A 12,369-nucleotide genomic window follows, 5' to 3' on the forward strand; every position below is an offset into this window, starting at 1 on the left:
TCAGTTATTCAGATTTCAGGCTGTTTGGGTCGAATACGCCCCCGAAACCACCGTTGTTTGCCGGTGGCGTTTGGGTATCCTGGCTTTCTTCTTCGCCGCTGCCCAACGTGTTCGGTGCGAACACATTGCCAAAGCCGCTGTTGTTTGAAGGTTTCGGCGCAGATTGCCCCGCATCGCCTTGTTCGGCCTCTTCAGCTTCGCGCTTCTTGCGCTGTTCCTCGCGCTGCTTGCGCAGCTCTTGGATACGCTGTTCGGCTTCCAAACGTTTTTCCTCTTTGACATTGGCAATGCACTGGGCCGGGTTGTACGCGGTTGCGGTGCCGACCACGGTAATCGTGGCGACGGCAAACACGACCAGAAGCACGGCGGCCATGTTGCCTGCAAAGAAGCTGGGCAGTTTGATTTTCCCCGCCAGTTCCTCGACCGTGGCATTCTTGCGCGCGGCTGCAACCAGTTCCTGACGCTTCAACTTGGCCTCGTTCAAAAGGGCAAAGAACACGGTCAGCGCCACGATGATAAAGGCCAGGGCCGAGATCGACGGCGTGATGCCATAGCGTACCTTCTGCGCCAGTTCGATCGTCAGTGTCGGGTATTCGCCAAAGGTAAAGGTGGTCGTATTGTAGTTCTCGAACGATGCAAGGAATGCCAGCACAGCCGCCGATGCGATCGCGGGCCGCATGAACGGCAGCAGGATCTTGCGAAACGCCTGTGCATGGGTCGCACCAAGGTCCAGAGCGGCCTCAGTTAACGCCATGTCATAGCGTTGTAATCGCGCCACCAGAACCAGCATGCAGTAGCTTGCGATAAAGGTGGACTGACCGATCACTGTCAGGAAAACCCCGTTTGACAAAACGCTATCTGCGCCCAGCCCCAGCATCCGATTGATCCGGTCCCAGAATACAAGCGTCGAGATACCCAGAACCACGCCCGGTATCAGGATCGGGGCAATGATGATCGTGTAGTAGGTCGCACGCAGCTTGGGCCATATCTGAGTCAGCATCAGCGCACCCGCCAGCCCCATCGCCACCGACAGAACGACCGTTCCTGCACCGATGATCAGCGAGTTCTTGATCCCGTTCAGGATACGCTGGTCCTGAAACAGATCCCCGAACCACTGAAAGGTCAGACACTCCCACGGAGTCATCCGCGGGAAAGCCGAGGAATTGAACGCGGTAACCGACATGATCACAAGCGGACCAAGCAGGTAGAGGAAGAAAAGGGCCAGGTAGACCCAGATGCTTACACGAAGGAAAGAGAGGTTCATTTCCCGATATCCCCCATGTTCACCTTGAACAGACGCATGACCGCCAGAACGAACAAGATACAGGTCACAAGCAGAACGATCGCGTAGGCGGCACCTTGCGGCCAGTCATTGTTGTCATTGAACTGCTGATAGATCAGTTGCGTGAACCACAGGCTGGACGGGCCGCCCAGAATCTGCGGCGCTGCAAGGGCACCGGCGGATAGCATGAAGACCATCGTGCAGCCCGAACTGATACCCGGCTTGGCGTAGGGAATAACCACGCGCCAGTGAATCCTCCACCAAGGCGCGCCCAGATCGCGCGCCGCCTCGATCTGGTTGTGATCAAGGCTTTCGATCACGTTGTAGATCGGGAAGATCATCAACAGGATGTAGGCATATCCGAGACCCGCATAGAGCGCGATGTCATTGCGGATAAAATCAAAGGGAGTATCCCAGATCCCCAGCCCCATGAACAAGGTGTTCAGAACTCCGGTCTCACCAAAGATGATCCGCAATGCGAAGGCGCGCAGGATTTCGTTGATCCAGTAAGGGATGATCAGCATAATCGCGAAAATACGGATGTGGCTGCCTTTGGATTGCCCCAGATAGTATGCGATCGGATAGCAGATAATCAGGTTGAATATAGTCACGCAAACCGCCGCGAGCAGCGTTCTGAAGAACACCCTGAGATCGACCGAGTTGTAGTCCTGAGAACCCCCTTCGGGGCCGTAAATCAGGTATTTATAGTTTTCGAGCGTATAGACGTCCTTTGGTCCGCCAATTTCCGGCGGTGGCAGGTTCGGGCGGAACGAAAAGTCGAGCATCGACAATTGAGGCAGGATAATCAGGCCGATGGTCCAGAACAGGACCAGCCCCAATATCGCCAGCCCCATCCCGGTGCCGTTGCGATTGAAAAACTCCTTGAGGAACTTGGGCATGTGTCCGACCCTCTATTCCGCAGCCAGTTCACCCGCCGGGACAAGAACCGCGTTGTGGGTCTCGTATTCCAGCGTGATGTTCTGTCCGGTGTGGTCTTGGAAGGACTGTCCGTGGTTCGGGATCGACACTTTGATCTCTTTGCCGCCTTCACCTTCAGTGAAGATGTTGAACACGTTGCCCTCGAACTCTTCGTGATTGACCCGCGCCGTCACGAAATGGTTGCCAGATGCACCTTCGGCCGCAATGGCAAAAGCCTCGGGGCGAATGAACATCATCGCCTCATCGCCTTCTTTCATCTTGCCTTGATTGGCGGAGGATATCCGCGCCACCAGATCTCCAGAACGGTTAGTGGCGATCAGGGCCTCGGCCCCCATGATCTGTTTGATCTTTCCTCGGAACACATTGTTTTCACCGACAAACGAAGCTGCAAATGCCGTGTTAGGATCGTTGTAAATCGTCTTACCGTCAGCGATCTGGTCAATCACTCCAGCCCGCATGACAGCAATGTTGTCCGACATGGTCAGAGCTTCGCCCTGATCGTGAGTAATATAGATAAACGTGATACCGACCCGTTGCTGAATCTCTCGCAGTTCCGTCCGCATGTGTTGACGCAGTTTGAGATCAAGCGCCGAAAGGGGTTCGTCCAACAACAAAACATCAGGTTCGGCGCACAACGCGCGCGCAATCGCCACACGCTGACGTTGTCCACCTGACAATTCGCTGGGTAGCTTGTCGCCCTGACCGGGCAGAGCGATCATGTCTAGCAACTCGTCCGCACGCTTGCGGCGTTGAGCAGCGCTAGCGCCTTTTATCTCCATCGAAAATGTTATGTTCTCCCAGACCTTCATCAAGGGAAACAGCGCAAGGTTCTGAAAGATCAGTGCGGTTGGGCGTTTGTTCGGCCCGATGCCCTGCATGTCGTTGCCACCGATCAGGACCTTGCCTTCGCTTGGGTCCAGAAAGCCCGACACGGCGCGCAAAATCGTCGTTTTGCCACAACCAGACGGCCCGAGGAACGAAAAGAAATCGCCACCGTTGATATTCACATTGGCATCCCTAACGGCGACGAAGTCACCGAAGCGGATCCAAAGGTTCTCAAGATCTACACCGACCCCAGCACTCATTTTTGGTATCTCCGTCTGGTGCGTTTGCTATGCGCACCCAATTAGCGTCCGCTGCACCTTGACTGTGCGCGGTTTGATTACCCTTCGCCAGGTGGCGAAGGGTATGGGTTCATCGCGATCAGGCGCTTTTGAACTTGTTGACGAACTCGGTCCGGGTTTCCGCGTACCATGGGGCCTCGGCCGGCCATGGGTTCAGATTGGCCAAGGAGTCGCCCGGATATGCTTCCGCAAAGTTCTTCTTGTAGGTGTCGCCGGAATACTGATCGGCACCCAGAACAGGCGAGTTATAGCCATGGCTGTCAATCGCGACACCGGCCGGTTTTGCCTGGTACGCAAAGTCGATAAAGGCGTAAACCTGTTCGATATTGGTCGCACCGGTCGGCATTGCCATCCCGTCAACCCAAGCCATCGCACCTTCGACCGGAGCCTGATAGTGCACCGGCTCACCCGCCGATTTCAGCGCCAGCGGTGGACCATCCCAAGTTTGACCAACCACAACGCCTTCGTTCAGCAGACCATTTTTCTGGGTATCCGCGTCATTCCAGATCAATTTGATCCGGTTCTTACGCTCAACACACCAGTCGGTGATCTGACCCCAGACTTTACGCATGGTGTCTTCGTCACCATAGGCCGCCCAGACAGAGCCCGGCTCCATCTCGCCAGCGCGCTCCATATACAGACCCGCACCCAACATCATGGAGTGTGCGCGGCCCATGGTCTTGCCGGCGTTTTCTTCGGACCAGACGTCGCCATAGGACGGCGCGTCCCCTTCGGGCAGCCACAGATCGGTGCGATATGCGATCCCTTCGGTGCCCCAGATATGCGGCAACCAATGAACGCCGCTGTCCGCAAAGTTCCAGGCATCCGTGCCTATCGCAGCCATCGCCGGGTTTACCAGATCAATCGGCACCTTGTTCATGTCAAAGGGCTGCAACAGCTCCAGTGGCTCCCACTGCAGGGACCGGTTGTTGGTGGGCGAGACAATGTCAAAGCCCTGACCTTTGGTCGCCTTCATCTTGTTGATGATTTCTTCGTTCGACCCGATACCGGTATAGTTCACCTTGATCCCGGTCAGAGTTTCAAACTCTTCCAGGAAACTGGGCGGCAGGTAGTCAGACCACATCAGAATGTTGATCTCACCCGATGAGGCAAGCGCGCTTTTGCTGTAAAGAGGTGCCGCCAGCGCCGCCGCGCCCGCACCTTTCAGTACCGTCCGACGGGACAGGTTTTGGTGTTTAGTCATCGTCATATCTCCCGTTGTAGATCCGTTTTTTTTGTTTTTGTGGATACAGGCTAGACCTTTGCGATCCGGCTGTCAGTCCAAAAGTGACAGTTCCCAGTTTTCATAAGTCCAGTTTGAAAACGATGTGCCTCTCACATGTGGTGTATCGCAATGAAACAAAGGGGCTGATGCAGATTAACTAAAATAGCGTGATGCGCCCCCAAAATGGGCGCACCGCGTGTTTGCCACTTATTTTGGCGACGACGGTTCTGGTGACTGCTTGAACGGGATTGAACCGCGCTCCGTTCGCAGGTGCGATTCTATAACAGGTAAAGATATCAGGGCTTTTTCCGCATGGTTGTACCATTGTGGAAAAGATGCACCTTGTCAGGATCGGCTGAAAGGGCGACGATCTGCCCCCGCATGTTGCGCTGAATGCCTTGCAATTTTGCAATTACGGACTCGGCCCCTGTACGGTTTTCGAAATACAGCAAAGTGACCTCTCCCAAGGCTTCGGTGAAATCCACCACCCCCTGAAAGGCGGCATCCGTGTCGCTTGGAACAAAATCCTCGGGCCGGATACCAACATTCACATGTTTGCCCTGATCCCCGGCTTCGGTCGCAATACTGCTGGTGATGGTTCCCCCAGCCTCCAACTCGACAACAGTTGTTTCGCCCGTTTGTGCAATAACCCCCGGCAGCAGGTTCATCGAGGGCGAACCAATAAACTGTGCGACAAATTCGTTGTCCGGGGTCTCATACAGTTCCAACGGAGTGCCGACCTGAGCAATACCCTTGTTGGCCAAAACCACGATCCGGCTGGCAAGCGTCATCGCTTCGACCTGATCATGCGTCACATAGATCATCGTACTGTCGGGCATCGCCTCTTTCAGACGCGCAATTTCGATCCGCGTCGCCACGCGTAAGGCCGCATCAAGGTTGGAAAGCGGTTCGTCAAACAAATAAACCTTGGGGTCACGCACAATGGCCCGGCCGATGGCGACCCGCTGACGCTGCCCACCCGACAGCGCCTTGGGCAAACGATCCAAAAACGGTTCAAGCTGAAGAATTCGCGCGGCGCGCTCGACGGCGGCATTGACTTCGTCGGCTGGCAGTTTCGCGATCTTGAGGGCAAAGGCCATATTCTCGCGCACGGTCATATGGGGATAGAGGGCATAGCTTTGGAACACCATCGCAATACCACGTTGTGCCGGCGGCACATCGTTCATGACCTGACCTTCGATCTCGAGCGTTCCGCCCGAGATTTTCTCCAGCCCCGCAATCATGCGCAACAAGGTGGACTTGCCGCATCCAGACGGTCCTACGAAAACAATCAACTCGCCGCGCTCGATGTCGAGATTAATATCCTTCAGGACATCAACAGTGCCATAGGTCTTTGCGACATCCGTGAGATTGAGTTCTGACATGACCTACCCCTTTTCCCGAGCCATCAGACAGAATTGAGCAGCGCCGAGAGTCAGATTTCCCGACCCGCCGACGCCGCCCAACTCCTCACCGATAACGCGCCATTGGCCTTCGGGCGTGACGACCTTTGCGGAGTCTGCGCCCAGATTGAAGGCACAGAACACCTGTTCCGCTTGGTCTTCACGCACGAAAGTAAGAACCGAGCCGGACTGGACCATCTGAACTTGCGCCCCCGACATCAAAGCCGAATGCGCGTGGCGCAGCGCAATCGCCATACGGTAGTGGTGCAACATTGACTTGGGGTCCTGCTCCAACCGGTCCACGGCGCGCTCGGCTTGCGACGAGCTGACCGGAAGCCAGGGGCGCCCTTTGCTGAACCCAGAGTGTTCGTCCTGCGCAGCCCAGACCATCGGCGTACGGCACCCGTCGCGGCCTTTGAATTCGGGCCAGAATTCGATGCCATAGGGATCTTGCAGATCATCAAATGCCACATCCGCCTCGGGCAGGCCCAGTTCCTCACCCTGATACAGGCAGGCCGAGCCCCGCAGGCACATCATGAGAACCGCGTGTTGCCGGATGGCCGCGTCGCTTAGCCCCCAGCGCGAGGCGTGCCGCTGCACGTCGTGATTCGAAAAGGCCCAACAGGGCCATGCATCGCCGGCCTTGTCCTGTAACTGGTCAAAGACCTGTTTGGCGTATGACGCGGTCAGGGCGCGCTTTTCCAGAAACTCGAAGGCATAGCACATGTGCATCCGCTTATCGCCGGTGGTGTATTCGCCCATGATCTCAAGCCCGCGCTGCGCGTCACCAACCTCGCCCAGACAGGCGCGGCCTTCATATTCATCAGTCAGCGCGCGTAGCCGTTCGAGGAAGGTGATATTCTCGGGCTGGCTCTTGGAGAAAAGGTGATCCTGATGGTTATACGGATTAACCATCGGCGCGATCGAGGCGTTGCGCTGATCCATCGGCAGACCGGGATTGTCGCGCAACTGCTGGTCGTGAAAGTAGAAATTGATCGTGTCCAGCCGGAACCCATCGACCCCCAAATCCAGCCAGAACCGGGCCACGTCCAGCAAGGCGTCCTGTACGTCCGGGCAATGGAAGTTCAAATCCGGCTGTGAGGTCAGGAAGTTATGCAGGTAGTACTGCAACCGTCGCGAATCCCATTGCCAAGCCGAGCCACCAAAGATCGACAGCCAGTTATTTGGGGGCGTTCCGTCCGGCTTCGGGTCAGCCCAAACATACCAGTCGGACTTAGCGTTCTCGCGGCTTGCGCGGCTTTCGCTAAACCATGGATGCTGATCCGAGGTATGTGACAACACAAGGTCGATCATCACTTTCAAACCTTGACCATGCGCGTGATCCAACAGGTCTTTGAAATCCTCCATCGTGCCGAACATTGGATCGACATCGCGGTAATCACTGACATCGTACCCGAAGTCCTTCATCGGAGATTTGAAGAACGGTGAAATCCAGATTGCGTCGACGCCAAGCGAGGCGATGTACCCCAGCCGTTGCGTGATCCCCTTGAGGTCGCCAATACCGTCGCCATTGCTGTCCTGAAAGCTGCGGGGATAGATTTGGTAAATCACGCCGCCGCGCCACCAGTCGGCCGGTGTTTGGGTTGCTTTTGTTGTATCTACAGTGTTCTGCACGTTCATCAGTCGCCTCTATTTGACGGATCCGGCCAGCAGGCCCCGGACCAGATATTTTTGCATTGCAAAGAAAACGATCAGCGGCACGGCAATCGACACAAACGCCGCCGTGGCCAGAATTTCCCAGTTGCCACCCCGCGTGCCCAACAACTCGACGATCTGGTTGGTCATGACGGTGGTCTGACCCGACGCGTCGATCAAAAAGACCTTGGCGACCAGCAGGTCGTTCCATGTCCACAGGAATTGGAAGATCGCGAAAGAGGCCAGCGCCGGGAAACTGAGCGGCAGGATCAGTTTGGTGAAGATCTGGAACTCGGTCGCGCCATCGACCCGCGCGTTCTCGATCAGATCACGTGGAAGACCAGCCATGTAGTTCCGTAGCAGATAAATCGCCAAGGGCATCCCGAACCCGGTATGGGCCATCCAGACGCCCAGATATCCTTTGCCGATGCCAATATTCAGATGGAACTTAAGCAGCGGGATCAGTGCCAGTTGCAGCGGAACAACCAACAAACCAACGACCGCTGCGATCAGCAGGGCGCGGCCCGGGAAGTCCATCCACGCCAGCGCATAGGCCGCAAAGGCCGCCACCAAAATGGGAATGATCGTCGCCGGGATGGTCACAGTCAATGTGTTGAAAAAGGCCCGCCCCATGCTGTCAGAGGAATCTTCAGCCAACAAAACCTTGTGATAATTGGCCAGCGTGAACTCGGGCGGCAATTCTGCGGTCACGAATACACGGGCGCCCCGGGTGCCGGTAAATTCTTCCGAATTCTCCATCCTGTAGTTACCTTGCGCATCCACAGTGATCGTACCGCCCCGACGTAGTTCCGCCGTATCGCCCGGAACAAACGCATCCACGGCCCGGGAGCTGACCCCCCATTGAGAGATCGTAGCCGACGTCCCCGCGTCGAACAGGTTGCCTTCGATCACGTAAATCCCGTTTTCCAGAACTTGTGTGTCCGGCGCGGCGGACCGCAGAGTCAGGTTCTGTTCGGACGGGAAAAGGGATTTCCACCAGCCGCTGGTCGCAATCTGGTCTGCCGTTCGAAAGGATGAAATCAACAGTCCCAGTGTCGGGACCACCCATAGCACCACCAGAAACAGGACCGAGGCATGCACGACCCAGCGTAGCGCCGGTTTGGTTCCTGCAATATCGCTCATCGCCTCACTCCATCTCTTTGCGCGCGTTGCGCACGTTCCAGATCAGGATCGGTGTTACCAGCAGCATAATCACCATCGCCGAGGCTGACCCTACGCCCCAGTCGTTGGCGCGGAACAGTTTGTCATACATGTAGTTGGCCAGAACCTGTGTCTCCCACTGGCCGTTGGTCATGGCAAAGACGATGTCAAAGACCTTTAGCACCGTGATAGTGATCGTGGTCCAGACCACCAGAATGGTGGTTTTAATCTGCGGCACCTTGATCTTGAAAAAAATCTGGAACGGGTTGGCTCCGTCCAGAATGGCGGCCTCGATCGTTTCTTCAGGAATGCCTCGAAGGGCAGCGGACAGGATCACCATGGCAAAGCCGGTCTGAATCCAGATCAGCACCACCATCAGAAAGAAACTGTTCCAGAGCGGAATAGTCAGCCAGGTCTGCGGCTCGGTCCCACCAAAGAAGATGTAAAGCGCATTCAGCATCCCGATCTGGTCCTGCTCGGCCGGACGGGTGTCGTAGACCAATTTCCAGATCACCGAGGCCCCGACGAAAGAGATCGCCATCGGCATGAAAATCAGAGATTTGGCGACGTTACCCCAACGGATGCGGTCCGTCAGTTGCGCCACCAGCAGTCCAAACGCGGTCGACATGGCGGGCACGATGATCAGCCAGAACATGTTGTTGCGCATGGCTTCCCAGAATTTGGGTTCGTTGGCCATCTGGATGTAGTTTTCCAACCCAACCCATTCATACCCGCCGCCGGGGACACGATCGGTCAGCGAAAGACGCAGGGTTTCCACCACCGGATAGGCCAGATACAGGCCCAACGCCGCCAACGCCGGAAACAAGAACAGCCAAGGCCGGATCATGTTCGCGCGATTGATATTGCGCCCTGCATTCGGACCGCGTGCCGGGAACAGCACTTTGTCCAGAAACTGGTTCGAAAGGTAGAAATAGCCCACACACCCTGACACGCCGATGGCGATGGTCAGCAGGCCCTGTAATGCCGGATGCATGCCGCGTCTCCCTTGCGACGGTGGCAGGCAACCCGAACTGGCGGGTTGCCCGATCAGGAACGCTTAGTCCAGCGCGTCCCAGGAGGACTGGATTTCGTTGGCAACCTCTTCCGCCGAGGCCCCACCAGCATAGTCGACCATGCCGGTCCAGAACGTCCCTGCGCCAACACCGCCCGGCATCAGGTCAGAGCCGTCAAACCGGAAGGTAGTCGCACCAAGAAGAATGTCGTTCATCTTCTTCAGCGTCGGGTCCGAGAACAGCGAGGTATCAACGCCCTTATGCGGTGTCAGGAACCCGGTCAGTTGCATCCAGGTCTCATGAGCCTCGGGGGTTTGCAGATACTCGATCAACGCATGCGCGCCGGGGCTGTCATTGGTGATCGCCCACAGGGTACCCGCGCCCAGAACCGGGCTGCCGAGGTCCTTGCCTTCATAAGCCGGGAAATAGAAGAAATCTGCGTCTTCACCTACAACAGTTCCTTCCGGAAAAAACGCTGGAATGAACGAGGCCTGACGGTGCATGTAGCATTGCGGAGGTGAGCTGAACATTCCCTTGGGACTATCGCGGAAGTCCGTCGTAGCCACAGCCCCTGAGCCGCCGGCAACATAGTCGTCATTGCGGGCAAACGCGCCGAACTCCTCGATCGCAGCGATGACCTTGGGATCGTTGAACTTCATCTCATTGGCGACCCAGGCGTCATAATCAGCCGGCGATTGTGTGCGCAGCATCATATCCTCAACCCAGTCGGTTGCGGGCCACCCGGTTGCACCACCAGAACCCAGACCGATACACCAAGGTGTCTCACCATCAGCCACGATCTGATCCGTCAGCGCCTTGAGTTCTTCCATCGTGGTCGGTACTTCGTAACCCGCATCTTCGAAATTCTCAGGCACGTACCAAACCAGGGACTTTACATCGACCTTGTAGAAAAAGCCGTACAGATTGTCCGCGCCGTCCGGTCCGCCATATGTGCCCAAGTCAACCCAAGACTGCCCCGCGGCATAGTTGTCGCGAATCCAATCTCCCGTTCCATCGGCAAGCGGCGTCAGAAAGCCGGACTTAGCCATATCTGCCGCCAGGCCCGGCTGCGGGAATACGGCGACATTCGGTGCTGAACCCGCCTCGGCATCAATTCGGATTTGTTGTTCAAAACTGTCTGACCCGACATAGGCGTATTCATGCCCGGTTGCTGCAGCAAAGCCGTCCAGAACCTTTTCGACATTTTCCTGATCCGGCCCCAACCACGGACCGAACACGGTAACCTTGTCCGCCTGTGCAGCGCCTGACATCAGGGCGAACGTGGCCGCACCTGCGTAAAGCGAGTGTTTCATGAAATCTCCTCCCGTATCATCTCTCGCCTTGGAATCGTATTTTCAAAGCGCTTTGGATGACGAACCTTATCCGCTAACACTCAAGCTCTGTCAATGTTTGGTTTGCCGTTTACCCAAGTTATTAATATTTGTAGGCATATGTTTGAATCTTATTGACGCAAAGGTTAATTCCCCACAATACAGATAGCAGTCCCAATTTGAAGGCGCTTTGAATCGAATATGAACCTAAAGCAGCTCTCAGAAATTCTTGGCTTGTCCCAAACAACTGTCAGCCGTGCGCTGAACGGCTATCCCGAGGTGAACGAGGATACGCGCCTACGTGTGCAGGCCGCTGCCACGAAACATGGTTACCGGCCAAACAGCCGCGCAAAAGGGTTGGCCACAGGTCGGTCCATGGTCATTGGGCACGTGATTCCCAGTTCCTCGCAGCATGAAATGGTCAACCCTATTTTCGGCGATTTCGTTGCAGGTGCTGCGCGAAAATATGCGGAGCATGGCTATGACATGATGTTCACGAATGCAGACGATACGTCGATCGAACGGGCGTATCGCGACCTGTTTCAACGCGGCGCCGTTGATGGAGTTGTCCTGCAGGGTCCGAAGGTTAACGAACCTCGGATCGGCGTACTTTCCCGCATGGGGGTTCCTTTCATCGTTCATGGTCGTGCGACCGGAGTTGATGGGCCCTACGATTGGATCGACGTGAACAACAAAAGTTCATTCCAAAGGGCCACCAAATTTCTGATCGACCTAGGGCACCGGCGCATCGCACTGATCAACGGGTTGGAAGATATGGACTTTGCCCAGCGTCGCCGCGCCGGATATCTGGAGGCTTTGCATGAGGCTGGGATAACTCCTGACCCGTCCTTGATGCGCAGCGCCGAGATGACCGAGGTCTACGGCCACCACGAAGCGCGCGCCATGATACAGATGGATAATCCGCCCACAGCCATTCTGATCTCATCCATGATTTCGGCGATTGGCGTAAGGCGCGCGCTGAACGCGGCTGGGCTGAAGATGGGACGCGATGTATCCGTCATCGCCCATGACGACGATCTATCTTACCTGAAAAACGGGCAGGACGTGCCGATCTTTACCGCAACTCGCTCATCTGTCCGGCAAGCTGGCGAAATAGCAGCCGAAATGTTGATCGAGCGGATAAAGTCGCCAGAGGGCCCGGTTCAAACTAGATTGCTGGAGGCCGAACTGGTAGTTGGCGGCTCGACCGGCCCCGCTCCTGACAGGTTCTGAAC

10 protein-coding genes are annotated in these 12,369 nt (G+C 56.2%); 1 reads left to right on the top strand and 9 read right to left on the bottom strand.

The genetic code is table 11. The features are described 5' to 3' along the window. Positions 1 to 4: 4 nt before the first annotated feature. From GOX75_RS17095 to GOX75_RS17135, 9 genes are all read right to left on the bottom strand, one after another. Complete coding sequence (locus GOX75_RS17095; protein ID WP_171125109.1) at positions 5 to 1,264, bottom strand: ABC transporter permease; 1,260 nt, start codon at positions 1,262 to 1,264, stop codon at positions 5 to 7. Continuing rightward, positions 1,261 to 2,181 carry an ABC transporter permease gene (locus GOX75_RS17100; RefSeq protein ID WP_171125111.1) on the bottom strand — a complete coding sequence of 307 codons (921 nt, stop codon included), beginning with the start codon at positions 2,179 to 2,181 and terminating at the stop codon, positions 1,261 to 1,263. Before GOX75_RS17100 ends, GOX75_RS17095 begins: the two co-directional genes overlap by 4 nt. Positions 2,182 to 2,193: 12 nt before the next feature. Then, the gene (locus GOX75_RS17105) at positions 2,194 to 3,306 is read right to left on the bottom strand and encodes an ABC transporter ATP-binding protein (protein WP_171125113.1); all 1,113 of its coding nucleotides are present in this window, start codon (positions 3,304 to 3,306) and stop codon (positions 2,194 to 2,196) included. A 118-nt stretch (positions 3,307 to 3,424) separates the two neighbouring features. Beyond that, entirely contained in the window at positions 3,425 to 4,549 is a 1,125-nt protein-coding gene (locus GOX75_RS17110) for an extracellular solute-binding protein (protein WP_171123318.1), read from the bottom strand. Positions 4,550 to 4,866: 317 nt separating this feature from the next. After that, positions 4,867 to 5,955 carry an ABC transporter ATP-binding protein gene (locus GOX75_RS17115; RefSeq protein WP_171125115.1) on the bottom strand — a complete coding sequence of 363 codons (1,089 nt, stop codon included), beginning with the start codon at positions 5,953 to 5,955 and terminating at the stop codon, positions 4,867 to 4,869. Between the two features lie 3 nt (positions 5,956 to 5,958). Continuing rightward, positions 5,959 to 7,614, bottom strand: a complete 1,656-nt coding sequence (locus tag GOX75_RS17120) for an alpha-amylase family glycosyl hydrolase (RefSeq protein ID WP_171125117.1) — start codon at positions 7,612 to 7,614, stop codon at positions 5,959 to 5,961. Between the two features lie 9 nt (positions 7,615 to 7,623). After that, positions 7,624 to 8,772, bottom strand: a complete 1,149-nt coding sequence (locus GOX75_RS17125) for a carbohydrate ABC transporter permease (protein ID WP_171125119.1) — start codon at positions 8,770 to 8,772, stop codon at positions 7,624 to 7,626. A 4-nt stretch (positions 8,773 to 8,776) separates the two neighbouring features. Next, on the bottom strand, positions 8,777 to 9,784 hold the full coding sequence (locus GOX75_RS17130) for a carbohydrate ABC transporter permease (protein WP_171123326.1): 1,008 nt from the start codon (positions 9,782 to 9,784) through the stop codon (positions 8,777 to 8,779). A gap of 63 nt (positions 9,785 to 9,847) precedes the next feature. Further along, on the bottom strand, positions 9,848 to 11,116 hold the full coding sequence (locus GOX75_RS17135; RefSeq protein WP_171125121.1) for an ABC transporter substrate-binding protein: 1,269 nt from the start codon (positions 11,114 to 11,116) through the stop codon (positions 9,848 to 9,850). A gap of 219 nt (positions 11,117 to 11,335) precedes the next feature. Between GOX75_RS17135 and GOX75_RS17140 the strand changes: the two genes are divergently transcribed. After that, on the top strand, positions 11,336 to 12,367 hold the full coding sequence (locus GOX75_RS17140) for a LacI family DNA-binding transcriptional regulator (protein ID WP_171125123.1): 1,032 nt from the start codon (positions 11,336 to 11,338) through the stop codon (positions 12,365 to 12,367). The last annotated feature ends 2 nt before the right edge of the window (positions 12,368 to 12,369 follow it).

Origin of the sequence: Ruegeria sp. HKCCD7251 (genome assembly GCF_013031165.1) — a bacterium.
Classification (GTDB): domain Bacteria; phylum Pseudomonadota; class Alphaproteobacteria; order Rhodobacterales; family Rhodobacteraceae; genus Ruegeria.

Excerpts from the sequence above, each read along its gene's own strand:
- GOX75_RS17105 (WP_171125113.1), bottom strand. The coding sequence starts at position 3,306 with ATGAGTGCTGGGGTCGGTGTAGATCTTGAGAACCTTTGGATCCGCTTC.
- GOX75_RS17130 (WP_171123326.1), bottom strand. The coding sequence starts at position 9,784 with ATGCATCCGGCATTACAGGGCCTGCTGACCATCGCCATCGGCGTGTCA.
- GOX75_RS17135 (WP_171125121.1), bottom strand. The coding sequence starts at position 11,116 with ATGAAACACTCGCTTTACGCAGGTGCGGCCACGTTCGCCCTGATGTCA.
- GOX75_RS17125 (WP_171125119.1), bottom strand. The coding sequence starts at position 8,772 with ATGAGCGATATTGCAGGAACCAAACCGGCGCTACGCTGGGTCGTGCAT.
- GOX75_RS17095 (WP_171125109.1), bottom strand. The coding sequence starts at position 1,264 with ATGAACCTCTCTTTCCTTCGTGTAAGCATCTGGGTCTACCTGGCCCTT.
- GOX75_RS17115 (WP_171125115.1), bottom strand. The coding sequence starts at position 5,955 with ATGTCAGAACTCAATCTCACGGATGTCGCAAAGACCTATGGCACTGTT.
- GOX75_RS17120 (WP_171125117.1), bottom strand. The coding sequence starts at position 7,614 with ATGAACGTGCAGAACACTGTAGATACAACAAAAGCAACCCAAACACCG.
- GOX75_RS17100 (WP_171125111.1), bottom strand. The coding sequence starts at position 2,181 with ATGCCCAAGTTCCTCAAGGAGTTTTTCAATCGCAACGGCACCGGGATG.
- GOX75_RS17110 (WP_171123318.1), bottom strand. The coding sequence starts at position 4,549 with ATGACTAAACACCAAAACCTGTCCCGTCGGACGGTACTGAAAGGTGCG.
- GOX75_RS17140 (WP_171125123.1), top strand. The coding sequence starts at position 11,336 with ATGAACCTAAAGCAGCTCTCAGAAATTCTTGGCTTGTCCCAAACAACT.